Annotated in this window: 21 protein-coding genes and 1 riboswitch; of the genes, 12 read left to right on the top strand and 9 right to left on the bottom strand. The window is 42.6% G+C overall.

Annotated elements, in window-relative coordinates; all coding sequences use genetic code 11:
- Positions 1 to 3: 3 nt before the first annotated feature.
- Complete coding sequence (locus tag MKY77_RS19855; protein WP_339147382.1) at positions 4 to 999, bottom strand: ABC transporter substrate-binding protein; 996 nt, start codon at positions 997 to 999, stop codon at positions 4 to 6.
- 123 nt (positions 1,000 to 1,122) lie between these two features.
- Between MKY77_RS19855 and MKY77_RS19850 the strand changes: the two genes are divergently transcribed.
- Positions 1,123 to 1,911 (top strand): prolyl oligopeptidase family serine peptidase, encoded by a 789-nt coding sequence (locus MKY77_RS19850; RefSeq protein WP_339149870.1) that lies wholly within the window; start codon positions 1,123 to 1,125, stop codon positions 1,909 to 1,911.
- A 24-nt stretch (positions 1,912 to 1,935) separates the two neighbouring features.
- Here MKY77_RS19850 and pckA read toward each other — a convergent pair whose 3' ends face one another.
- Positions 1,936 to 3,522 (bottom strand): phosphoenolpyruvate carboxykinase (ATP), encoded by a 1,587-nt coding sequence (gene pckA / locus MKY77_RS19845; protein ID WP_339149869.1) that lies wholly within the window; start codon positions 3,520 to 3,522, stop codon positions 1,936 to 1,938.
- A gap of 476 nt (positions 3,523 to 3,998) precedes the next feature.
- Positions 3,999 to 4,166, top strand: a riboswitch (SAM riboswitch).
- A gap of 177 nt (positions 4,167 to 4,343) precedes the next feature.
- On the opposite strand from pckA, the gene metK reads away from it, so the two are divergent.
- On the top strand, positions 4,344 to 5,543 hold the full coding sequence (gene metK, locus MKY77_RS19840; RefSeq protein WP_339147381.1) for a methionine adenosyltransferase: 1,200 nt from the start codon (positions 4,344 to 4,346) through the stop codon (positions 5,541 to 5,543).
- Between the two features lie 72 nt (positions 5,544 to 5,615).
- On the opposite strand, the gene abc-f is transcribed toward metK, so the two are convergent.
- The 5 genes from abc-f to MKY77_RS19815 form a co-directional block, all read right to left on the bottom strand.
- Positions 5,616 to 7,505, bottom strand: a complete 1,890-nt coding sequence (gene abc-f / locus MKY77_RS19835) for an ABC-F type ribosomal protection protein (protein ID WP_339147380.1) — start codon at positions 7,503 to 7,505, stop codon at positions 5,616 to 5,618.
- A gap of 148 nt (positions 7,506 to 7,653) precedes the next feature.
- On the bottom strand, positions 7,654 to 7,785 hold the full coding sequence (locus MKY77_RS19830) for an RAxF-45 family protein (RefSeq protein WP_339147379.1): 132 nt from the start codon (positions 7,783 to 7,785) through the stop codon (positions 7,654 to 7,656).
- A 76-nt stretch (positions 7,786 to 7,861) separates the two neighbouring features.
- Positions 7,862 to 9,007, bottom strand: a complete 1,146-nt coding sequence (locus MKY77_RS19825; protein WP_339147378.1) for a glycosyltransferase family 1 protein — start codon at positions 9,005 to 9,007, stop codon at positions 7,862 to 7,864.
- 16 nt (positions 9,008 to 9,023) lie between these two features.
- Positions 9,024 to 9,563, bottom strand: a complete 540-nt coding sequence (locus MKY77_RS19820) for a phosphatase PAP2 family protein (protein WP_339149868.1) — start codon at positions 9,561 to 9,563, stop codon at positions 9,024 to 9,026.
- Positions 9,564 to 9,969: 406 nt separating this feature from the next.
- Positions 9,970 to 10,488, bottom strand: a complete 519-nt coding sequence (locus MKY77_RS19815) for a gamma carbonic anhydrase family protein (protein WP_339147377.1) — start codon at positions 10,486 to 10,488, stop codon at positions 9,970 to 9,972.
- 82 nt (positions 10,489 to 10,570) lie between these two features.
- Between MKY77_RS19815 and MKY77_RS19810 the strand changes: the two genes are divergently transcribed.
- Positions 10,571 to 11,362: an alpha/beta hydrolase gene (locus MKY77_RS19810; protein ID WP_339147376.1), complete on the top strand. Its 792-nt coding sequence runs from the start codon at positions 10,571 to 10,573 to the stop codon at positions 11,360 to 11,362.
- A gap of 2 nt (positions 11,363 to 11,364) precedes the next feature.
- Complete coding sequence (locus MKY77_RS19805; protein ID WP_339149867.1) at positions 11,365 to 12,435, top strand: tetraprenyl-beta-curcumene synthase family protein; 1,071 nt, start codon at positions 11,365 to 11,367, stop codon at positions 12,433 to 12,435.
- 187 nt (positions 12,436 to 12,622) lie between these two features.
- Here the strand turns inward: MKY77_RS19805 and MKY77_RS19800 are convergent, their stop codons facing one another.
- Both MKY77_RS19800 and MKY77_RS19795 read right to left on the bottom strand, forming a co-directional pair.
- Positions 12,623 to 13,195, bottom strand: a complete 573-nt coding sequence (locus tag MKY77_RS19800; RefSeq protein WP_339147375.1) for a class I SAM-dependent methyltransferase — start codon at positions 13,193 to 13,195, stop codon at positions 12,623 to 12,625.
- Positions 13,192 to 14,169, bottom strand: coding sequence for a TIGR01212 family radical SAM protein (locus MKY77_RS19795; RefSeq protein WP_339147373.1), 978 nt, complete (start codon positions 14,167 to 14,169; stop codon positions 13,192 to 13,194). Before MKY77_RS19795 ends, MKY77_RS19800 begins: the two co-directional genes overlap by 4 nt.
- 156 nt (positions 14,170 to 14,325) lie before the next feature.
- Between MKY77_RS19795 and MKY77_RS19790 the strand changes: the two genes are divergently transcribed.
- From MKY77_RS19790 to MKY77_RS19755, 8 genes are all read left to right on the top strand, one after another.
- Positions 14,326 to 14,589, top strand: coding sequence for a YtzC family protein (locus MKY77_RS19790; RefSeq protein WP_063559813.1), 264 nt, complete (start codon positions 14,326 to 14,328; stop codon positions 14,587 to 14,589).
- A 26-nt stretch (positions 14,590 to 14,615) separates the two neighbouring features.
- Positions 14,616 to 14,780: a hypothetical protein gene (locus MKY77_RS19785; RefSeq protein WP_047971026.1), complete on the top strand. Its 165-nt coding sequence runs from the start codon at positions 14,616 to 14,618 to the stop codon at positions 14,778 to 14,780.
- Positions 14,781 to 15,214: 434 nt separating this feature from the next.
- On the top strand, positions 15,215 to 16,408 hold the full coding sequence (locus MKY77_RS19780; protein ID WP_339149866.1) for an MFS transporter: 1,194 nt from the start codon (positions 15,215 to 15,217) through the stop codon (positions 16,406 to 16,408).
- Between the two features lie 96 nt (positions 16,409 to 16,504).
- Positions 16,505 to 18,118 carry a sensor histidine kinase gene (locus MKY77_RS19775; RefSeq protein ID WP_339147372.1) on the top strand — a complete coding sequence of 538 codons (1,614 nt, stop codon included), beginning with the start codon at positions 16,505 to 16,507 and terminating at the stop codon, positions 18,116 to 18,118.
- Entirely contained in the window at positions 18,111 to 18,800 is a 690-nt protein-coding gene (locus MKY77_RS19770) for a response regulator (RefSeq protein WP_339147371.1), read from the top strand. The genes MKY77_RS19775 and MKY77_RS19770 overlap by 8 nt, the downstream gene beginning before the upstream one ends.
- 9 nt (positions 18,801 to 18,809) lie before the next feature.
- Positions 18,810 to 19,856: a TRAP transporter substrate-binding protein gene (locus MKY77_RS19765; protein WP_339147370.1), complete on the top strand. Its 1,047-nt coding sequence runs from the start codon at positions 18,810 to 18,812 to the stop codon at positions 19,854 to 19,856.
- A gap of 146 nt (positions 19,857 to 20,002) precedes the next feature.
- Positions 20,003 to 21,049, top strand: coding sequence for a TAXI family TRAP transporter solute-binding subunit (locus MKY77_RS19760; protein ID WP_339147368.1), 1,047 nt, complete (start codon positions 20,003 to 20,005; stop codon positions 21,047 to 21,049).
- Between the two features lie 136 nt (positions 21,050 to 21,185).
- The gene (locus MKY77_RS19755; RefSeq protein WP_339147367.1) at positions 21,186 to 23,153 is read left to right on the top strand and encodes a TRAP transporter permease; all 1,968 of its coding nucleotides are present in this window, start codon (positions 21,186 to 21,188) and stop codon (positions 23,151 to 23,153) included.
- The last annotated feature ends 342 nt before the right edge of the window (positions 23,154 to 23,495 follow it).

Below are 23,495 nucleotides of genomic sequence, written 5' to 3'. Positions count from 1 at the left end.
ATCCTATTCTTCCATTACCTCTTCTGCAATGGTGGTATTGACCAGTGTGCCATGTTCTACATATTTGGGTAGCTCACCGGCTTCTTGCATGATGTTCTGCAGGTTTTCCCACTCCTCTTGGTCAAGGATTGGGTCAGTTGCGAAGGAGCCTTGACTCTTATAGCGGTCTATTACGGTTTCAATCAACTCCACCGATGTATCCTCAAAATATGGGAGAATGACTTTGGCTGTTTCAGAGGCAGGATTATTTTCCACCCATTGCTGTGCCTTGTAGAGGGCGCGGGTGAATTTTTGAGCTGCTTCTGCATTCTCTTTTAAAAAGCTTTCTTTGGCCATGAATGTCGTATATGGAAGGTGGCCTGATTCTTCCCCGAAAGAAGCGACGATATAACCAATGCCTTCCGCTTCAAAAATACTAGCCTGCGGTTCGAACAGCTGCACGAATTCTCCTGTTCCTGAAGCGAAGGCACTAGGGATATTAGCAAAGTCGACATTTTGGATGAGATTCAAATCATTTTGTGGATCAATACCATGTTTTTTAAGGACAAACTCTCCAGCCATTTGTGGCATCCCACCTTTGCGCTGACCAAGGAATGTCCTGCCTTTTAAATCGTCCCACGAAAAGGTTTCAAGCTTTTCTCTGGACACTAAAAATGTTCCGTCTGTCTGCGTTAGCTGGGCAAAGTTGATGATTGGGTCATTCGAGCCTTGCGCATACACATAAATGGATGTCTCCGAACCTACCAATGCCACTTCCGCACCGTCAGCCAAAAGGGTGGTCATCGTTTTATCCCCACCCCAAGTTGTGGTAAGTTCCACTTCAAGTCCTTCTTCTTCAAAAAAGCCTTTTTCAATCGCAACATATTGGGGAGCATAGAAAATAGAACGGGTAACTTCGGCAATCCGGACCTTTTCTGTTTTGCCACCACCGCAAGCTGCAAGGGCAACGATTAAAATAAATGATAATAAAATACTTGATGCTATTCGTAAACCTTTCATGTCCAACCTCCTCAGAAATTTTGGGCATATGCTTTGTATGTTTGTATAGAGTAGCGTATGATTTGTGCTAAATATGTGTGAATGCCTAGTGCGTAAAAGGGGGGCAATATTTTGCAAGACGGGATGATTGTTGAAAAAACTCCATATCCATCACCAAGTCCGCATATCCTTGTTTTTTCGGTAACATATTATAGCGGTGGGTTGAAGGTGAAGGGGTTACTTGCCGAACCGAAAGCGGAGGGGAAGTATGATGGATTTCTATATTTAAGGGGCGGAATCAAAAATGTCGGACAGGTCCGGGTTGGTAGGATCGTTCAGTTCGCCTCGGAAGGGTTTGTGGTAATGGCACCTTTTTACCGTGGTAATCAAGGTGGGGAGGGAAATGAAGACTTTGCTGGGGATGACAGGGTGGATGCGTTTTCTGCTTATAAGTTGTTAGCAGGTCTAAAAAAGGTGAAGGCTGACCGCATTCATGTGTTCGGTTTCTCACGTGGGGGCGTGATGGCTCTTATGACAGGAATAGAGTTTCCTGAAGTGTGTTCTGTTGTATCCTGGGGCGGGGTATCTGATATGTTTCTCACCTACGAGGAAAGAGTGGATTTGCGCCGCATGATGAAACGTGTGATAGGAGGAACGCCGAATAAGTATCCGGAACGATATGAATGGCGGACGCCTTTACTGGAGCTTGATAGGTTGGATGCTCCAATCTTGCTTATCCACGGGGAGCGGGACAAGAACGTTTCCATTGAGCACTCCTATCGATTAGAAAGGTGTGCGAAGGAGATGGGAAAGAAGGTGGAGGCATGGTATTATCCGGAGTACACGCATTATTTTCCGCCAAGGGAGAACCGGAGGATTGTGGAGCGGTTGACATTGTGGATGAAAGAACAAAAGAAAGAGCGGAACCAATGATGATGGTTTCCGCTCTTCTCTGTATTAAACCGTAGGCCCGCCCATCTCAAGGACTTCCGCCGGTACATTCTCAAATTTCTTGAAGTTTGCTTTGAATTTGCCTGCAAGCTCACGAGCAAACTGATCGTATTTTTCTTCGTCATGCCAAGTTTTCTTCGGTTGCAACACTTCATCAGGTACACCAGGGACATGCACAGGGATGGAAACTCCGAAGTAAGGGTCTGTTTCCACTTCTACATTTGTCAGGTCGCCTTCAAGTGCCGCCTGTACCATCGCTCTAGTGTAAGAAAGCTTCATGCGGTTTCCAACACCATATTCTCCGCCAGTCCAGCCTGTGTTGACAAGGTAGACTTGGACGTTGTGCTCATCGATTTTCTTACCGAGCATCTCTGCATAAGTCGTAGCTGGAAGCGGCAGGAACGGTGAACCGAAGCAAGTAGAGAATGTTGCTTGTGGTGATGTGATTCCGCGCTCTGTACCTGCAAGCTTACTCGTGTAACCACTTAAGAAGTGGAACATCGCCTGTTCTTTTGAAAGCTTGGAGATAGGAGGCAATACGCCCGTTGCATCAGCTGTCAAAAAGACGATGGTTGTCGGATGGCCGGCAATGCTAGGTTGGACGATATTTTCCATTGCATCCAAGGAATATGCTGCACGTGTGTTTTCTGTTAGTGTAGAGTTATCATAGTCGGCAATTCTGGATTGTCCATCAATGACCACATTTTCTAACACAGATCCGAAACGGATTGCATCAAAGATTTGTGGTTCTTTTTCATGTGTCAGGCCGATGCATTTTGCATAGCAGCCGCCCTCAATGTTGAATACGCCCGTGTTGGACCAACCGTGCTCATCATCACCAATAAGCTTGCGGTTTGGATCAGCGGATAGGGTTGTTTTACCTGTTCCGGATAGTCCGAAGAATAAGGCTACATCGCCTTCACGGCCTACATTTGCAGAGCAGTGCATCGGCATGATGCCGTTTTCCGGTAAAAGGTAGTTCATAACAGAGAAGATGGACTTTTTCATTTCTCCAGCATATTCCGTACCACCGATAAGAACGACGCGTTTGCTGAAGGAAATGATGATGAATGCTTCTGAGTTGGTGCCATCCACAGCTGGGTCAGCCTTGAAGTTTGGTGCAGATACAATGCTGAAGGAGGTTTCATGTTTGGCCAACTGCTCTTCGTTTGGTTTGATGAATAACTGTTGAGCAAAAAGGTTGTGCCATGCAAACTCATTAATTACCTGGATAGGTAATTGATATTTTTCATCAGCTCCGGCAAATCCTTTAAAAACAAAAATCTCCTCTTTATTTTCTAAGTATGTTAGTACTTTATTATACAAGCGGTCAAACACGTCTTCTGAGATAGGGCTGTTTACGGTTCCCCAATCGATTTTATCTTTGCTTAACTCTTCTTCCACAATAAATTTATCTTTAGGGGAGCGACCCGTGTATTTTCCAGTGGTTGCGAGCACAGCACCTGTAGAGGTCAAGCAGCCTTCGTTACGGTTTAATACTTTTTCCACCAATTGCGGAACAGAAAGCTGTACATGTGTGTTACTTCCGTAAATTAATTTTGTTAACCCATTATCGATCCCAACCGTTTTCATCATGGATAACTCTCCTTCAATTTGAATTATTAATTATTTTTGTTTTTTCTCATCTGTTAAAAAGTATAACACATTTAAACTAATAGTCCATACTAATTAGCTTATTTTATGAAAATTAATGTGAATTCGTTAACATTTTGTGAAAAACAGGCTTATCCCAATGGAAAAGCTATGAGTCATTATGTAAAGTAGACCATTTGAATTGAATTTTTGGCAAAACTAAATTGAAAGCGTTACCAACTCTCTCCTAAAGTAAGAGGGGACGAGCCCGATTCCCTCTACCATTATAAACCCTGTTTCCCATAAGTAAAAGAGAATGATGGATCAATTTCTCAAGGCTTAGAATATCTGTATAAACAAAGGAAAGACGATAATAATAAGGAAGCAATTATTTCCTGTAAATCGATGTCGAATTATTTCTCTTTTTTGTTGACATGAAAGGTTTTAGTACGCTAATATAGAACCTTGAACGGATACTCTTATTCCGAGCTGGTGGAGGGACAGGCCCTATGAAACCCAGCAACCTGCTCAAAGGATGAGCGAGCGCGAAAAAGCACGCCGCTGTTTTGTATTAGGCCAAGTTCTTTGGTCGCTTGAGAAAAGGTGCTAAACCTGAGCAAGGCTATGACCTTGACCGATAAGAGTGAAAGGCTAATTCTCGACATCAAACCTTTCCTCAATTTTGTGGGAAGGTTTTTTCTATTTTTACACAAGATAACATAGAACATCACAATAGGAACTGAGATCCGTATCAAATATAACTGCTGTAAGTGAAGAGAAGTCAAACGCTTTTCATAAACAAAAAGGAGGAACTTTTTTTAATGACTAAACAACGTCGTTTATTTACTTCTGAGTCCGTAACGGAAGGGCACCCGGATAAGATTTGTGACCAAATTTCCGATTCAATCCTGGATGCGATCCTAACTAATGATCCGAATGCACGTGTAGCGTGTGAAACATCCGTTACTACTGGATTGGTATTGGTAGCTGGAGAAATCACCACTTCCACTTATGTAGATATTCCTAAGATTGTTCGTGAAACAATCCAAGGCATCGGTTATACTCGTGCAAAGTACGGTTTTGATGCGGAAACTTGTGCAGTACTTACTTCCATCGATGAGCAGTCTGCTGACATCGCAATGGGTGTGGACCAAGCTCTAGAAGCTCGTGAAGGTCAAATGTCAGATGCAGAAATCGAAGCGATCGGAGCGGGAGACCAAGGTCTAATGTTCGGATTTGCTTGTAATGAAACAAAGGAATTAATGCCCTTACCTATCTCACTGGCGCACAAGCTTTCTCGCCGTTTAACAGAAGTAAGAAAAGATGAGGTTCTTCCTTACTTACGTCCAGACGGTAAAACGCAAGTGACAGTGGAATATGATGAGAACGACCAACCAGTTCGTATTGATACAATCGTAATCTCTACTCAACATCACCCAGAGGTTTCCTTGGATCGTATCCAACGAAACATCAAGGAATATGTAATCAAGCCGGTGGTTCCTGCTGAATTGATCGACGAGAATACAAAATATTTCATCAACCCAACTGGCCGTTTCGTAATCGGTGGACCTCAAGGGGATGCAGGTCTTACAGGACGTAAGATCATCGTTGATACTTACGGTGGATACGCTCGCCACGGTGGTGGAGCATTCTCCGGTAAGGATGCAACGAAAGTAGACCGTTCTGGTGCATACGCTGCACGCTATGTAGCTAAAAACATCGTCGCAAGCGGACTTGCTGACAAGTGTGAAGTGCAATTGGCTTACGCGATCGGTGTCGCTCAACCGGTATCCATCGCAGTTGATACATTCGGAACTGGTAAAGTTTCTGAAGAAAAATTAGTTGAATTGGTTCGCAACAACTTCGACCTTCGTCCAGCAGGCATCATTAAAATGCTAGACCTTCGTCGTCCTATCTACAAGCAAACTGCAGCATACGGCCACTTCGGACGTAATGATCTGGATCTTCCTTGGGAGCAAACAGACAAAGCGGCTGCTTTGAAGGAGCAAGCGAACGCTTAATATAGGTAATAAGGAAAACCGCCCGGGAATAAGGCTCTTTGAGGAGCTTTATTCTAGGGCGGTTTTTTAGTTCTAAAGGATTTCCTCTAATTTTACATATAATGATTCTCTCTTGGATTCTAAAAGGGTGAGTTCATTTTGTAAATTTTGAAGAGTTTGTAGATCATCTTCATTGCTCATTTGAGCTTCTACCCCAACGATTTTCGTTTCCAAATCTTCTAAATTCCTTTCTAACTCTTCAAAGCTTTTAATATTATTCCCGTTAGGGGGTGAGTGCTCTTTCTTATTCTGAATCCCTACCAATTGAGGGATATTTTTCACAATCTTTTTCCTCTCCAACTCCTCCCGCTTTCCACGGGCATATTGGTAATTCCCTTCATAGGATACAAGTCTCCCATCTTCTAGCCAACATGTTTTTTCAAAATATTTATTTAAGAAGTATCGATCATGGGAGACTGCAAGGATGGTGCCATTGAAATCCTCTAATGCTTCTTCAAGAACTTCTCTTGAATCGATATCGAGGTGGTTGGTCGGCTCATCCAATATCAACAAATTGATGTCCTGGTGCATTAGCTGGGCCAGACGTAACCGCATTTTCTCCCCGCCACTTAAATTCTCTACTTTCTTGAATACAGAAGGTCCATAGAACAAGAATTTCGCCAACACATGCCTTGCATGTTCCAATGTGATGGAAATGTCCTCACGGAAAGCTTCAATCAATGTTTGGTTCGGATTGCTAGCATGGATGTGCTGAGAAAGATAACCGACTTTTGCATTACTTCCAAGTTTTATTAATCCACTATCCGCATCCAGTTTTCCAAGTAATATCTTTAACAGAGTAGATTTACCTGTACCATTTTGACCAACAATCGCAGCCCGCTCTCTAAAATAAACCGCAAGATCAATTTCTTGGAAAAGAGCTTTCGTACCAAAAGCTTTACTTACCTTTTCCATTATGACAGCATCTTTTCCGGTGCGATCTGTGGCATCAAATTGAAGTCCCATTGCCTTCCTTTCAAGGATGGGACGTTTTATTTTTTCCATTCTATTTAATGCTTTTTCCATGCTTTTTGCACGGCGGTGCATGGCCGCATTTGGAGGATTACTCTGATTCGCCCATTCCTTCAGGCGCTTGATTGCCTCTTTCATTTTCTTGATTTTTTTCTGTTGTTCTTGATACGCGGAGAATTCCAACAGCAATCTCTCTTCTTTTTCCTTTAGGAAACCACTGTAGTTGGTGTGATAAGTGTGAATCTCCCCGTCCTCTAAATCTATGATTTTAGTTGCTACCTCATCTAGGAAATAACGGTCATGTGAGATGGCAACAACTGTCCCATCATATTCTTTTAAATAATGTTCCAGCCACTCTACAGAAAATATATCAAGATGATTGGTCGGTTCATCAAGAAGAAGCAGGTCAGGATTTTGTAATAAAATAAACCCAAGGCAAATCTTTGTTTGCTCTCCGCCACTCAAGCTTGAGAATGGCTGAGATAGTAAATGGGTGATTTTTAGCCCATTTGCAATTCGCTGGATGGAGGCGTCCATTTCATACCCTCCCATAAAACCGAACCGTTCTTGCAGGACGCCATATTCAAGCATTATCTTGTTCAATTTGCTCTCTTCAGCTACCACTGTCATTTGCTCCTCCAAAGCCCGAAGCTTATGTTGCAGATCCAATGTTTCCTGAAAAGCCGAGCGTAATACATCTTCTCCCGTTGTCCCTTCAGGATAGGAAGGAATCTGGGCAAGGTATCCAATTCTTGCGCCTTTTTTTATATGAATGGCGCCTTTATCAGGGGCTTCCAAACTGCTTATCAGTTGAAAGAGTGTCGTCTTTCCACTTCCGTTTTTTCCCACAAGTCCAATGCGGTCATTTGCCTGGATTTCCATTGAAACATCCTCAAAAATCATCGTTCCTGCAAAACTTTTACTTATATTATTTAACGTACATATCATCATGTTAATTTCATCTCCTTCAGAAATTAAAAGCACAAAAAAACCATGAGTAAGAAGAAGCCTTCTTTCCCATGGTTTTATTTAGACACAGGTGGTGTACAAAAAAGAGTACAGGTTCCATCCGGTGTGCTTTTGGGCAAAAGATCTCTCACTATCTGTCTTTTCTATTCAGCTTTCTAAAAAAGGACATACGTGTCCTGTTGAAAGCTGAATCATGAAAAATTGCACGACAAATATGCAAGTATGCCATGTATTGTGTGCGAGCATTAACAGATAGTAACATCTTTTTCCCTCCTTCCGAACAAGTAAGATGTCTATATTATATAATGATTTCTTTAAAAGTTGCAAATTATTAATTTTTAAGCAAGCTCTTGTAAGTTTTCTTGCGCCAATGTGCCTTTATAGTCTTTCAGTAGTTTATCAAAAATGGCATTCCAAGATTGTTCGAGAGCATATTGACGCCCTGCCAGGGCCATCTGGTCCCGTTTTTCTTCATCCACCAGAAGGCTGGTGATAGCTGCAGCAAAAGCTTTGGAATCGCCTTGACTGCATAGATGCCCTGTCAGACCCTGCTGTATGATGGTTTTGACTCCGCCGGCCTTTGCGCCCACTACGGGAGTTCCGGATGCAAGGGATTCCAACACCACATTGCCAAAGGTTTCGGTAGCGGAAGGAAAAACGAACAAATCGGAACCTGCATAAACTTCCACAAGGTTTTGACCTGATTGGAAACCGGCAAAGGTCATATTAGGAGGGGCGTTTTTGTATAGTTCCTGTTTCAATGGACCGTCCCCTACCAATAGCCAGTGTACCTCATCACGGATGGATTCCGGCAGTGCTGCAGCAATTTCAGGAAGAAGCGTAACATCTTTCTCCGGTGCGAGCCTTCCTACATAAGAAAGGATAAATTTCTCTTTTATTTTATATTTGCTCTTCAACTGTTTTGAGTAGGAGGCAGCAGGATGAAATACCGAACAGTCCACGCCTCTTGGCCAGACGGTAGTATTGGTGAACCCATGTTTCTTAAGGTGATTTTGCGTGTCGGTGGATGGAACAAAAATCTTCCGCAATGGGCGATGGAACCAGCGCATGTAGCTCCAGAGTACTTTTGTGAGAAATTGAAGGTCGTAGTATTCGAGGTATTTATCAAAATCGGTGTGGTAGGAACCTACTACTGGAATATCGAGTTTTTTTGCATAGTGAAGCCCGCAAAGACCGATATTAAAGGGAGTTGCAACATGAATGAGGTCAGGTTTGAATCTTTGAAGTTCCGCCTTGACAGAGAGCATGTTCGGCAGGGCGAGCCGGCATTCCGGATACAAGAAAAATGGCAGACTGGCGAAGCGGTGAACATGGCTTGTGAACAGATCCTTGCTTGTACTTTCCGGGGCAAACACCCTATACTCCATCCCATGACTGTCCAAGTAATTGGTAAGACGTTGCAAGGTTTTGGCTACACCATTAACATCTGGAGCAAACGTATCTGTAAAGATAGCAATTTTCATAATAAACCTCCTTCAATTAATAAAATTGTGGAACACCCATCATGTAAGACAGGATACCTGTGCTGGTTCCAAGCACCGCCCCGACTGCAACATCAGATGGATAATGGAGCCCAAGGTAGATCCTTGAAACTGCTACACAGAGCGCAATAGGGATTAAAAGAATTGCAAGAGGTGGCATGAATAGAATAAAAGGGATGACGCTGGAAAAGACTGCGGTGGTATGGCCAGATGGGAATGAATGATCCTTTAACGGATTGGTAGCCACTTTGGTCGCTTCCAAAGCTAGATAAGGGCGGCGTCTTGGATAAAGTTTTTTGGCAATTGCCACCGGAATATGACTGAGCGCCAATGAAAGCCCTGCTGCCATAGCTGTATATTTAAGAGAATGATTGCTGAAGATGATTAGAAGCAGAAGGATACAAATAGTGAAAGCAGCCCCTCCAACATGCGTGATGTTGCGGAAAAAGAAGTTCACATGCTTTCTGTCAAAATGCTGATTCACACTGCGGAACAGATTACATTCCAATTCGTAGAAATTTAAGAGTAATTTCTCCATCATCAGGACTCCTTTTCATCTAGACTAAATTCTTACTTTCATTTTAAATGGCAAATATTTAGGAAGTTATAAGCTTTTGTAAAGAAAGGGTTAGAGTTAGCTCGTGGAAAATTAACAGAAACTTAAGAATAAAAAATACACCACCCTAAAGTGGGTGGTGTCAGTGTGTAGACAAAGCTTAAAATAATGAAATTCTCTAGTTGATCGCAGTGGAAGGAGCGAAGACTCCTGCGGGAGGAAGGGACATGGGAGACCCCGCAGGGCGTTAGCCCGAGGAGGCTCCCGGACCGCCCGCGGAAAGCGAAGCTCCTGCAACGAAGATCAACTCTTCCAACAGATAACCTAACTAGTTTATAGTTTGTCAACAGTCTGACACAACCCGAAAGTGGGTGGTGTGTATGGATTATCAGTTTTGGACAGATTTATAAAATTGTCCTTTTTCGACGTATTCTCTTCGGATTCGTGCCATGTCCTGCTTGTCTACTTCCGTCAGTTCGCGAACGACTTTGGCAGGCCGGCCGAATGCTAGCGAATTAGGTGGAATACGCTTTCCAGGTGGCACAAGGCTGCCGGCCCCAATAAAGGCTCCCTCGCCAATTTCAGCTCCGTCTAGAATGATGGAGCCCATGCCAATTAAGGCGTTTTTACGAACAAATGCGCTATGTAGTGTACATTGGTGCCCAACTGTGACATCATCTTCTATTATCAAAGGTTTGTTGGGACTTTGATGAAGCAGGGATTGATCCTGGATGTTAACCCTCTCCCCAATGATCGTAGGGGCTACATCGCCACGAATGACTGTGTGGAACCAGATGCTGCTTTCCTTACCGATGGTCACATCTCCTGTGATAACCGAGAAATCAGCGAGATAGGCGGTTTCATCAATCTGTGGTTTTTTATCAAGATATGGGTATATTTTATACATAAGTTCCTCCGGCTTGTAAGAAATGTTTGTTTTATTTTATTATATCAGAAAGAATGTCATTATTTTGAGGGAGTGTTCGAGAATGTGGAAATGGGAGGCAGAAGAACCTAAGGGAACCATCGTTATTGTTCATGGCGCTCAGGAACATCACGGGAGATATAAGTGGTTGATGGATCAGTGGAAATCAAATGGATTCAATGTCATCATGGGGGATTTGCCAGGACAAGGACTTTCCACACGTAGAAGGGGACATATCGATAATTTCGATGAATATATAGATGAAGTGGAAAACTGGATCAAAGAAGCATATCTTCTGAAGCCGCCCGTTTTTGTCATTGGTCATAGCATGGGAGGTCTGGCGGTTATCCGTACACTTCAGGAGAAGAAACCATTGATGGTAGAGGGAGTTATTTTATCTTCTCCATGTTTGAAGCTGATACAACCTCCAACAAAAAGGTTGGATGTCCTATCAAAAGGACTGAATTTTATCTTGCCAAAGACGAAATTCGAAACAGGGATCACCATTGACAAAGCGACGAGAAATGAAGAAATCTGGAGAAGCGCTGCAGGAGATGAGCTTTATATCACGAAAGTATCTGTTAGATGGTACCGTGAGCTGGTTCAGTCCATGAATCAGGCCTTTACGGGGATTGATAAGTTTCCGGATATTCCTGTATTACTTATGCAGGCAGGCGACGATCTGATTGTGGAAAAGTTTGCTTCAGAGACATGGTTCAATTCCCTTTCTGCAAAAGAAAAAAGCTACAAGGAATGGAAAGGTCTTTATCACGAAATTTTTAATGAACCTGAGCGGGATCGCGTATTCCGTTATGCCAAAGCTTTTGTGGACTTACAAATAGAAGGAAGTGAATGAATTTGAAGGTACCCACCCATCCTTTTTCCTTGATGAAAAGGGTGTATCGAGATGTTTTTCCTGTGGTATATGAGGAGTTGGAGTGTTGGAAGAAGAGAGCGTCTGATATTCCCGATGAGGAGCTTCGCAAGCAGGCGCTGGCAAGTATCGAGGCGAAAGCCTTCCATTGTGAAGGTGGCGGTATTCTATCGTTGCTTGCAGGAGTCGATTTTCGTGAGGCGGTAAAGTTTATCGTTGCTTATCAGACCATAAGTGATTATTTGGATAATCTATGCGACAGGAGTACTTCGATGGATCCTGAGGATTTCTCAGCCCTTCATGAATCCATGCCGGATGCATTGACTGTCGGAGCCCCTTTGAAAAATTATTACCGATTCAGGGAAGAGCAGGAAGATGGAGGGTACCTTGCAAGTTTGGTGACAACTTGCCAAAGTGTGTTGAGTTCTTTGGGTAATTATGCCCTGATAGCTCCGCACTTGGTGAAGCTTGCCGGATATTATTGCGATTTGCAAGTACATAAGCATGTAGTGGTGGAGGAAAGGGTGCCAAGGCTTGAGGAGTGGTTCTCCATTTATAAGGAAGAGCTACCACCGATGGAATGGTATGAGTTCTCTGCTTGTTCTGGATCCACTTTAGGGATTTTTTGTCTGGTATCGCAGGCCTTCCGTGAATCTTTTACCGCAGATCATGCGGAAAAGATTGTGGGAGGATATTTTCCTTATATACAAGGACTGCATATACTACTGGATTATTTCATTGATCAAGAAGAAGATCTGGAAGGTGGAGATCTTAATTTCTGCACGTATTATGAGAATGAGTCTGTGTTCATGGACAGGTTAAGGCATTTCATGGAGCAGGCGGATATCTATACGGCAGGCTTGCCTTTTGAAAAATTTCACCGCTTGATCAACCGTGGTCTGCTCGGTGTCTATCTTTCAGATCGCAAAGTCCACGACTGCAAAGACATCTCCGCCATGGCAAAAAGCATCATCAAAGCAAGTGGCGGTACCGCCTACTTCTTCTACATGAACGGGAGGGCCTATCGACGTTTTCAAAGCTGGCGTGGAGCTTAAGGGGTCTGACCCTCACTGTGTTAAAGTTATAAAGTGTTAAAAGGGGTCTGACCCTCACTGCGTTAAAGTTATAAAATGTTAAAAAGGGTCTGACCCTCACTGCGTTAAAGTTATAAAGCGTTAAAAGGGGTCTGACCCTCACCACGTTAAAGCGACAAAGGATCCGGCTTTTGTGCCGGATCCTTTGTTATTTTTTTTCTAAGGCGATGATGAATGGTGGGTTGTTCACTTGGTTCAGGAAGCGGTATTGCAGGACATGTGCTTTTTTCTGGTCCAGTTTGGTGACGTAGTCGAGAAGGGCATCCCGTTCGACCTGGCCTTCTGGGTGGCCGTGATAGACGACAATGATGATGACTCCCTCTTTTTTCATGACGGAAAGAAGTTTGTCCACGGCGATGATCGTACTCTCTGGTACCGTTACAATTTCTTTGTCTCCACCAGGAAGGTAACCCAGATTGAAAATGGCCCCCCTGATCTGGTCATGTTTTTCAGAAGGAATTCTATCCAGTACCTCTGCATGGCTTGCTTCAAACAGCGTGACACGAGGTTCAGCACCATGTTCCCCTAGCAGAGCATCAGTGTTCGTTATAGCCTCACGTTGGATATCAAAGCCATACACATGGCCAGACTCTCCAACAAGCTCTGCAAGGAAGAGGGTATCGTGTCCGTTTCCAACTGTACAATCAACAGCAATATCACCCTCTGACACAGCAAGTTTCAAAATCTTTTTACTGTATGGTAAGACTCGTTCCAATTTCATCGTGCATCCTCAGCGCCTTTCCCAACATAATACTTTCCTTGCCAACTGTCTCTTCTTTTCAGTTCAGCATCAATGGCATTCAGTACCGACCACTTATCCACACTCCACATCGGACCGATCATGATATCAATGGGGCCGTCCCCTGTAATGCGATGGACGATCATTTCAGGTGGCAAAATCTCCAACTGATCGCAAACTAGTTGGATGTAATCCTCGAAGGAAAGGAATTCCAGCATGCCTTTTTCATATTGCTTTACCATAGGAGTGCCCTTCAGGAGGTGAAGCAAATGAATTTTGATTCCCTGCACATCCAGCTTTGCAACAGCCTCTGCCGTTTCCATCATCATTTTATTATCTTCCAATGGCAGACCGTCAATGATATGGGAACATACACGGATGCCATGCTTACGCAATTTGTTGACACCTTCCACATATGTTTCAAAGTCATGGGCACGATTGATCAGGAGGGCGGTTCTCTCATGAACCGTTTGCAAACCAAGCTCCACCCAAAGATAAGTGCGCTGATTCAACTCGGCTAAATATTCCACCACATCATCTGGCAAGCAATCAGGCCGTGTTCCAATGGAAAGGCCGACCACCCCATCCTGCTGTAGCACGGTTTCGTATTTTTCCCTTAAGACCTCTACTGGTGCGTGCGTATTGGTGAAGGCCTGGAAATAGGCCATATATTTGCCGTCTTTCCATTTATGATGCATTTTAGCTTTTATCTCATTAAATTGGGTGATTAAATCATCTGCACGGTTTCCTGCAAAATCACCGGAACCTGCGGCACTGCAAAATGTGCAACCGCCATGAGCTACTGTGCCATCACGGTTAGGGCAGTCAAAACCACCATCTAAAGCCACTTTGAATACTTTATGTCCGAAATGATTACGTAAATGATAATTCCACGTGTGATATCGTTTATCTTCAACGGAATATGGAAACGGATTTTGCGTTGTTTGTTTAGTCATCCGTACTCCTCCTCTTTTTGTCCAACTAATGCTAACAAACTATTTTAGCATGTATCCACAACCAGCTTCAATGCCGTTCACTTTTTTAGCATGGACTTGAAAAAAATGCGCAAAATAAAGCCGAGTACACAGAAAAATTGTGGGGTGAATGGAACCATGGCAACAAGAGAATCTGTTGAACAATTTATTCAACAATGTGAAGATGCACTGCGCAATGCACATGCACAATATAGTGAAGCAAAGCAACTGGAGCACTATAACGATACCGAATTCACAAGTGCCCAAGAGCAAATCGAAGCAACGTACAATGACCTTATGCATCTTTCCCAGAGTTGTAATGCTCAGCAACGCGAGCAATTAAATCGCATGCGCCTGCAGTTGCAAAATCTTCAAAATGAAATGACTTTATTGAGACATTAACTGTTTGTGGAAGGGAGAACTCCAATATGAAGAAACGTTCCAAGCAAAATAACCCGGAGCAAAAAACGAGAAACGCCGAAAATACGGCAGTAGAAATGGGTGCAGAATATAATCCGGTTAGGGAAGTAAAGCAGAAGAATCTGAAAAAAGCCCAACCAGTCAGATCCAAGAATCATAGCGAGAATGAGTAGGAGAGCAGCCTTGGTGCTGCTTTTTTTATATGATGAAGGCATTTGAAAATTGGTATGAATTTTGAATTATATGCCAAAAGTCACAATACCCTGGGGAAAAGTCACAATAACCCCCGAAAAAGTCACAATCACACCTGGAAAAGTCACAATAACCCTCGAAAAAGTCACAATCAGACCTGAAAAAGTACAATCACCATGAAAAACTTACACTTCCCCCTCCTAGAAAAGCCACAATAATCGACCATTACTGAAGATATGCATGATATTACCGAACTGAATACGAAATAATAAGCTCTCCCACCCTGTCCCAAAAGTCAGAATAAATACATTTTCTCATTTCTGTTTTTTTATATTGAAACTGCCCCCAAAACGGATTACAATTATTTTGGATTTCGAAATAATTGGTTGAAGGAGGGCATGCAGTTATGTTTAAAATGCCCAGAGCCCTTTGGTTATTAGTTATTGGTATGGCAATAAACGTAACTGGGGCTTCTTTTTTATGGCCGTTAAATACTATATACATTCATGACATCCTTGGAAAGTCGCTTTCTGTGGCGGGACTTGTTCTAATGGTTAATGCCGGTGCAAGTGTAATAGGAAACCTGATAGGTGGTGTGCTTTTTGATAAAATTGGTGGATACCGGTCCATTCTTTTAGGGATTTCCATCACCATCATTGCACTCATTGGCTTGACCATCAATCACACTTGGAATTTCTATGTGGTGTACTTGACCATCATTGGATTCGGATCAGGGATTGTGTTCCCATCCATGTACGCGATGGCAGGTTCCGTGTGGAAGGAAGGTGGACGCAAATCGTTCAATGCCATGTATGTATCACAGAATCTTGGTGTGGCTATTGGAGCGGCACTCGGGGGGCTTGTGGCGGATATTCGTTTTGACTACATATTCCTCGCGAATACAGTCACGTACGCAATCTTTTTCATCATCGCATTATTTGGCTATCGGAAGATACAGGCTAATCCTACTAGCCAGACCTCCGTATTGGATCAAAAGCAAAGAATTAAGGAACATACTAAGCTGTACGCTTTATTAACAGTGTGTATCGGGTATCTTCTGTGCTGGATGGGCTATGTCCAATGGCAGACGACCATTGCCACACATACACAATCACTTGGGATATCCCTAAAGCAGTACAGCATTTTATGGACAATAAATGGAGCATTAATCGTACTGGCACAACCCATCATTTCATGGGTAGTAAAAAAATACACAAAAACGTTGAAAACCCAGATCATTGTGGGATTGGTCATATTCATTATTTCCTTCGCGGTAGTGGGAGTAGCTGAGCAATACACAGCTTTTGTTGTAGCAATGATCATCATTACAATCGGTGAAATGTTCGTCTGGCCGGCTGTTCCAACTGTGGCTAATCAACTAGCCCCAAAAGGACGGGAAGGGTTCTATCAAGGAATCGTCAACTCGACTGCAACAGGCGGAAGGATGCTAGGTCCCTTTATGGGAGGGGTATTGGTGGACCTTTCTGGAATGGGAATGTTGTTTGGTGTTTTAATGTCCTTTATGGTGATAGCGATATTTACAACCTTGGTATATGATAAAAAGTTAAAAGAAGTGCCGATTACCGTACTTTCCAAAAATGTATCTTGAACATAGACACAGCGTAGATTCCAACATGGATTGCGCTGATTTTTTTTATCATGTATGATTATTTAAATAATCAAAAAATTTAGACAGAGGTTTAATATGAAAAGAATCCATTTACCGATTCGTTGGAAAATAACAGGCTTATCATTTGGCATTGTCTTATTTTCCCTTCTCATCATTGGAATTATTTTGTTGGGATATATGTCAAGTGTAAAAGAAGAGCAATTTTCCCAAAGGGCATTAATTACGGCTCAAGTAGTCGCTACCAACCCGGTCGTTCAACAGTCTGTTGAAGAACCAAATGCTCCAGAATTATTAAGGCCGCTTGTGGAACGGATAAGGGTCATTAATAACCATGATTATATTGTCATCCTTAATATGGATAAGGTCAGACTTACCCATCCTATACAAGAGCGAGTGAATACTTCGTTTATGGGAGGAGACGAAGGTCCTGCATTTGCGGAACATATTTATATCTCTAAAGCAGAGGTAGCCGACGGCAATACTTCAGTACGGGCATTTGTCCCTATCAAAAAGGCAGATCAGGTCCAAGATCAAATAGGTGTTGTAGTTGTCGGGAATGTCTTACCGACCATGAAAGACATCGTTTATGAATATTTACAATCCATTATTGTAATCGTTTTTATCACTACTTTATTTGGTGTATGGGGAGCTTGGCTATTGGCCAACCACATTAAAAAGCAGACATTTGAAATGGAGCCAGGCGAATTGGCTCGTGTACTTGTGGAAAGAACAGCTACTTTTAATGCCATCCATGAAGGGGTCATTGCCATCGATGATAAGGAGCGGATCACTGTCATAAACCATGCAGCAAAAAAGATGCTTGGCGTTAAAGGGGATGTAGTCGGTGCAAAGATCCGTGAGGTGATCCCTGATACCAGATTGCCTGAAATACTGGAATTGGGAAAGCCGATTTTCCAGCGGGATTTATTTGTGCAAAACAAGGCGATTTTGAGTAATCGGGTCCCCATAACTGTTGGGGAGAGGAATGTTGGGGCGTTGGCTATTTTCCAAGATAGGACGGAAGTTAATCGTTTGGCGCAGGAGCTTACAGGGGTTCAAGCATTTGTGGAGGCGCTTAGGGTGCAAAACCATGAATACTCGAATAAATTGCACACGATTGCAGGGCTGATCCAGCTTGAAGAAAGCTCAAAGGCATTGGAATATATTTTTTCCTTGCAGGATGAGGAAACAGGTATTTCCCAGGTGCTCCAAAAGAAGATTCACGACGATAACGTGGCGGGGTTATTGCTTGGAAAAATTAGTAGAGGAAAGGAACTGAACTATCAGGTGAAGATTAATCCCGAGAGTTGTTTTGAGGAGTATCCTGAGGGGATTACCAATCATGATTTAGTTGTCATCCTTGGAAATCTAATAGATAACAGCTTCGATGCCTTGAGCGAATCAAAGAATGAGTGGAAGGAAGTATGCATTCTGTTAATGCAATCAGATGAGGAATTACATATAACAGTCAAGGACAATGGGGGAGGAATGTTTACCGTAGAAAAAGAAAAAGTCTTTTCACGGGGCTATTCTACCAAAGCGAAACAAGGGAGGGGCATCGGGTTGTTTCTTATTCATTCCATCGTGTCACGGGTCGACGGGAAAATTACTTTCAAAAGTCAGCCGCAAGAAGGAACGGAATTCAACATCAAGCTCCCGATGAAAAGGAGGGTGTGGGAACATGGGTAGAAAAGATTCATTGATTCAGGTTTTATTGATTGAAGATGATCCTATGGTGCAGCATGTCAATAAACTTTTTATAGAGAAAATAGAAGGTTTTATCGTTGCTGGTGTTGCTGCTTCTGGAGTGGAAGGAAAAAAGTTAATGGAAGAATTAGAGCCCGATTTGGTTCTCTTGGATGTCTACATGCCGGGGCAAGATGGTCTTTCTTTGATACAAGAGCTTAGACAGGATCAGATAGATGTAGATATCATTGCAGTGACTGCAGCAAACGATACGAGCACAGTTAAGTCATTCATGAGGAATGGAGTAATAGATTATATTGTAAAGCCATTTACCTTTGAGCGACTGGAAAAGGCTTTCCATCAATATAAGGAAGTTCAAAGGCAACTGTATAGGGAAGCATCCATTTCCCAGGATAAATGGGATAAGGTGATGGTTACTTCCAAAAAAGAAAGCGTGGATCATTTACCGAAAGGGCTGCAGCATCAAACGCTTAATCAGGTCATTAACTATATAAATGAGTTGAAAGAAGCACAATCAGCTGAGGAAATCGGGAAAAATGTCGGCCTTGCTAGAGTAACGGCCAGAAGGTATTTGAGCTATTTAGAATCTGTCGGAAAAGTGGAGATGGAATTAACATATGGCACAATCGGAAGGCCGATACAAATGTATCGTTTTAAGGGGTAGGTGAATGAGATGAAAGGTTTTATTGCCATTGTGGCATTTTTATGTCTTGGTGTCATTTCTGCCTTTTATATCGGTTTTGGGAGAGATGTAAAATCGGAACCTAAAGCCATTGACGTGGAAATGGAAGGGTTAAATGAAAAGTATGTACTTAAGTTCAGTCATGTCGTGGCAGAAAATACTCCAAAAGGTTTGGCAGCAGCGATGTTTGCAAAGTTAGTGAGAGAAAAGACTGATGGCTGGGTGGAGGTGCAGATATTCCCAAACGGCGTACTTTATGATGCTCAGGAGGAGTTTGTGGCATTGTTGGAGAATGAGGTGCACCTAATAGCTCCAGCTTTTTCTGAAGTTACAGTTCATGATCCCAATTGGATGGTGATGGATCTTCCCTTCGTTTTTGAAGACGAGTTAGAGGTGAGACGTGCTTTTGAAGGGGAATTAGGAAGTAAGCTTTTTGAAAGCATCGGGACTCGTGGTTATAAGGGCATCGCTTATTGGGACAACGGCTTTAAGCAATTTACCAACAGGATACGTCCAATCGTGAACCCAAGGGATGTAGAAGGCATCGCTGTAAGAGTGATGCCAAGTGATGTATTGATGGATACGTACAAACACCTTGGAGCATCACCTAGTACATATTCATTCAATGAAGTCTATGAAACCTTAAGCTCAGGTCGAATTGACGGAACCGAAAATACTTTCTCCAATATCTATTCTAAAGGATTCTATAAACAACAGGAGTATATGACAGTTACTAATCATAATTATTTAGGATACGCAGTGTTAATGAATGCTGAATTCTGGGATGCGCTGCCCCTCGATCACCAGAAAAACATTGAAGATGCGATGGGAGAAGTGACGGAATGGCTACGTGAATATGCTAAATCACATAACCAAGAAATGCTGGAAAAGCTTAAGGGTGAAAACTCCCTAGAAGTTCATTATTTAACAGAAGAAGAGAAACAGCTATGGAGAAATGAGCTGACCCCAGTCTATCAGAAATATTCCAATGTCATTGGAGAAGAATTAGTGAACGAGCTACTTTACAGTGAAGATTAACTATCTGTATCGGAAACAGCCTTTATGAAGGCTGTTTTTTTTGCTGACCAAAAAGACCAAAAAGAAAAATAAGAGCAAATAACCACAATAAAATGTAAGCGCTTTATAATTTGAATAGTTAGATAAAATCAAAGGGGGAAAGCAATATGAATTTAAAACGTACTTTATTAGCTTCTGTTGCGAGCGTTGGGTTGATTTTTTCAGCTGCTTGTGGAGGGAATGAAACAGGTGGCAGTGGTGGTGATGATACAGAAATTCAATACCAAGATGCACCATCGACAGTAGTAATAGGAACAGCATCCCAAGGCGGGGTCTATTACATTTATGGTGGTGGATTAGGACAACTGCTTGAATCTAAATTGAATGTTACGGCAAATGTGGAAGTAACAGGAGGTCCAGTCGATAATATTCGCTTGATTCAAAATGGTGATCAAGACCTCGGAATGATAACAACTGGTCCTGGTTATGAAGCGATGAATGGTGTTGGAACGGAGTTTGATGGAAATAAACATGACGACATTCGTGTCATTTTCCCAATGTACTACACGCCATTTCATTGGTGGGCACTTGAATCAAGTGGGGTTGGTTCTCTTCAGGATATGATCGACAAAGGCGTTAATCGTGCAGGTGTTGGCCCAATGGGAGGGACTTCTGGAACATATCTTCCTCAAATCCATGAACTATTAGGGATGGATGTTACGCCTGTCTTTGCTGGGGCAGGGGACATGGCTTCTCAACAACAAGATGGACAACTTGATGTTATTGGATTTGCGGCCGGACTTCCTATTCCTGCTGTTCAAGAAGTAGCCGCACTACGAGATGTAACACTTTTTGGGATTGATGGGGAACAACGTGACAAGGTTATAGAGGAATTTCCATTTTTTACTCCTTTCACCATCGAAGCAGGAACATATGAGAACATCGAACATGGGGATATTGAAACAATTGCACAGTTTAATTTTGGAATCGTTCATAAGACAATGAATATTGATTTTGTTTATGAGTTAGTGAAGGCATACCATGAGAACAATGACCTTCTACTAACAACCCATTCTTCTGCAGAAGAAGCAGTGCCAGAAGCAATACTCTTGAATGAAACAGTTCCATTGCATCCTGGTGCTATCAAGTATTACGAAGAAATCGGCATAGAGCTCCCGGAATCTGTCTATCCACCTGAATATAAGAACGAATAATTACATCATTCACTCTCCTCAGTGGTTTGGAGAGTGAGTGTTCTTTTAGAAAATGGTATTCCAAAAGGCGTTTATTCCATAGAAACCTTTTAGAATACCATTTGAAAAAATGATAGAAGTAAGGGAGGTTTTTAGCTTGGATAAACTAACAAATGAAGAAAAGAAGCAATCCATAGTCAGTGATGAGAAAGCAAAAGAGCTAGAGGAAGCAGTCGATGGAAATTCTAACATGAGGGTGTTGACTGGCTGGATAAAGTATTCTTTCATGACAATTGCAGTAGCAGGAGCATTGTTTCATTTATATATCCTGAATTTCCATCCCATCGATCCCATGATATTTAGAAGTATTCACCTAGCATTCGGTGCTGTACTTGGCTTTATCTTATTTAAGGGATGGAAGACAAATTCGAACAAAGTATCCATATTGGATTGGTTATTAATTGCCGCAATTCTATACGTAACCTTCTATATTTATACGAATCTACAAGCAGTCCTTAGCCGGTTCGGGACCGTTCCGCAAACGCAAGACACTATAGTTGCTGTACTAGGCTTTATTGTAGTTTTGGAACTTACTCGCAGAACAAGTGGGTGGACATTACCTATCCTTGCAGGAATCTTTTCTTTATATGCCTTTATTGGTCCATATTTGCCAGGGATCCTTAATCATAGAGGCTACAGTTTTGAACGATTTGTCACTTATATTTTTAAAGATAATGGCATCTTCGGTGTCACGCTAGATGTATCATCTAAATACATCCTGTTATTTATCGTTTTTGGGGCTTTCCTGCAAATGTCAGGTGTTGGTCGTTATTTTATTGACTTTGCCTTTTCATTGGCTGGTGGAATGCGTGGTGGTCCGGCTAAGGTTGCAGTTATCTCAAGCGGACTGATGGGTATGATGAATGGTACATCAGCAGGAAATGCAGTGGCAACAGGCTCCCTTACAATACCTTTGATGCGAAGGGTCGGCTATAGTGGTCGATTTGCAGCGGCAACGGAAGCCACCGCATCTGCAGGCGGTCAGATCATGGTACCGATCATGGGTGCGGGGGCATTTATCATGGCAGAGGTTACCGGTATAAAATACTCTGAGATCATCATCGCCGCAACCATTCCAGCCTTGCTATATTTCATTTCTGTTTATTTTATGGTAGATTTACAGGCTGTAAAAAATAATATGCGCGGACTGAAGCGTAATGAATTGCCTTCTTTAAAAGGAATCCTGAAACAGGCATATCTGTTCATCCCAATTATTATCTTGATCACGTCTTTAGTGATGGGGTATTCAGTCATTCGCTCGGGGACCATTTCCATTCTTGCTTGTTTAGTGGTGAGCTGGATTCATCCTTCCACGAGAATGGGGCTGAAAAAAGTCATATATGCGTTGGAACTTGGTATGAAAAATACCATCCAATTACTTGCAGTATGTGCATGTGCAGGAATTATTGTAGGTGTTATCGCTCTTACTGGTGTTGGACAACGATTTAGTTCCCTTTTATTGAGTATTGCAGATAACAATATGCTAGTAGCACTTGTTTTTGCTATGCTTATCTCCATCATTCTAGGAATGGGGATGCCGACAACTGCTGCCTATGCTGTTGCTGCTTCTGTGGTTGCCCCTGGCTTGATACAAATGGGGCTAGAACCTCTAGCAGCTCACATGTTTGTTTTCTATTTTGCTGTTATGTCTGCCATAACCCCTCCAGTTGCACTAGCTGCCTATGCTGCGGCGGGTGTCGCGGGTACTGACCCGTTTAAAACAGGAGTAACTGCCTTCAAGCTAGGAATCGCGGCATTCATTGTTCCATTTATGTTCATTTATAGCCAAGAATTGATGATGATGGGAGCTGGGTGGAAAATCCTCCTCGCGACCATCACCGCGTCCGTGGGAATCTATTTCTTGGCAGCGATGGTCCAAGGTTGGTTTGCAGGTAGCAAAACGAATTTGCTGGTCCGTATCTTATTGCTTGCCGCTGCACTGACACTTATTAATGCAGGATTAGTTTCAGATTTGATTGCTATTGGTATCGCTGCTGTAGCAGTTGTAATCCAAAGGCTGAAAAGTAAATCAGGCCCCCCGATCACGACTAACAAGGCGGTTTAAAGAAGAACTGGCACTCTTTCAAAAGGGTGCTGGTTTTTTTAGTGGAAGCAATATTTTAAAGAATATTACAGTGTGTAGCCAAAGCTTAAAATAATGAAATTCTCTAGTTGATCGCAGTGGAAGGAGCGAAGACTCCTGCGGGAGGAAAGGACATGGAAGACCCCGCAGGGCGTAGCCCGAGGAGGCTTCCGGACTGCCCGCGGAAAGCGAAGCTCCTGCAACGAAGATCAACTCTTCCAACAGATAACCTAACTAGTTTATAGTTTGTCAACAGTCTGCAATATTTTAAAATATAGTAGAACCTATTGACATAAATTAACCAAATATGATAATTATTTATTG

The sequence above is a fragment of the Sutcliffiella sp. FSL R7-0096 genome (assembly GCF_038595065.1).
Classification (GTDB): domain Bacteria; phylum Bacillota; class Bacilli; order Bacillales; family Bacillaceae_I; genus Sutcliffiella_A.
This window is presented reverse-complemented; position numbering and strand designations above follow the sequence as displayed.

Coding starts and splice junctions, on each gene's coding strand:
- MKY77_RS19855 (WP_339147382.1), bottom strand. CDS start 999: ATGAAAGGTTTACGAATAGCATCAAGTATTTTATTATCATTTATTTTA.
- MKY77_RS19850 (WP_339149870.1), top strand. CDS start 1,123: ATGATTGTTGAAAAAACTCCATATCCATCACCAAGTCCGCATATCCTT.
- pckA (WP_339149869.1), bottom strand. CDS start 3,522: ATGAAAACGGTTGGGATCGATAATGGGTTAACAAAATTAATTTACGGA.
- metK (WP_339147381.1), top strand. CDS start 4,344: ATGACTAAACAACGTCGTTTATTTACTTCTGAGTCCGTAACGGAAGGG.
- abc-f (WP_339147380.1), bottom strand. CDS start 7,505: ATGATGATATGTACGTTAAATAATATAAGTAAAAGTTTTGCAGGAACG.
- MKY77_RS19830 (WP_339147379.1), bottom strand. CDS start 7,785: ATGTTACTATCTGTTAATGCTCGCACACAATACATGGCATACTTGCAT.
- MKY77_RS19825 (WP_339147378.1), bottom strand. CDS start 9,007: ATGAAAATTGCTATCTTTACAGATACGTTTGCTCCAGATGTTAATGGT.
- MKY77_RS19820 (WP_339149868.1), bottom strand. CDS start 9,563: ATGGAGAAATTACTCTTAAATTTCTACGAATTGGAATGTAATCTGTTC.
- MKY77_RS19815 (WP_339147377.1), bottom strand. CDS start 10,488: ATGTATAAAATATACCCATATCTTGATAAAAAACCACAGATTGATGAA.
- MKY77_RS19810 (WP_339147376.1), top strand. CDS start 10,571: ATGTGGAAATGGGAGGCAGAAGAACCTAAGGGAACCATCGTTATTGTT.
- MKY77_RS19800 (WP_339147375.1), bottom strand. CDS start 13,195: ATGAAATTGGAACGAGTCTTACCATACAGTAAAAAGATTTTGAAACTT.
- MKY77_RS19795 (WP_339147373.1), bottom strand. CDS start 14,169: ATGACTAAACAAACAACGCAAAATCCGTTTCCATATTCCGTTGAAGAT.
- MKY77_RS19790 (WP_063559813.1), top strand. CDS start 14,326: ATGGCAACAAGAGAATCTGTTGAACAATTTATTCAACAATGTGAAGAT.
- MKY77_RS19785 (WP_047971026.1), top strand. CDS start 14,616: ATGAAGAAACGTTCCAAGCAAAATAACCCGGAGCAAAAAACGAGAAAC.
- MKY77_RS19780 (WP_339149866.1), top strand. CDS start 15,215: ATGCCCAGAGCCCTTTGGTTATTAGTTATTGGTATGGCAATAAACGTA.
- MKY77_RS19775 (WP_339147372.1), top strand. CDS start 16,505: ATGAAAAGAATCCATTTACCGATTCGTTGGAAAATAACAGGCTTATCA.
- MKY77_RS19770 (WP_339147371.1), top strand. CDS start 18,111: ATGGGTAGAAAAGATTCATTGATTCAGGTTTTATTGATTGAAGATGAT.
- MKY77_RS19765 (WP_339147370.1), top strand. CDS start 18,810: ATGAAAGGTTTTATTGCCATTGTGGCATTTTTATGTCTTGGTGTCATT.
- MKY77_RS19760 (WP_339147368.1), top strand. CDS start 20,003: ATGAATTTAAAACGTACTTTATTAGCTTCTGTTGCGAGCGTTGGGTTG.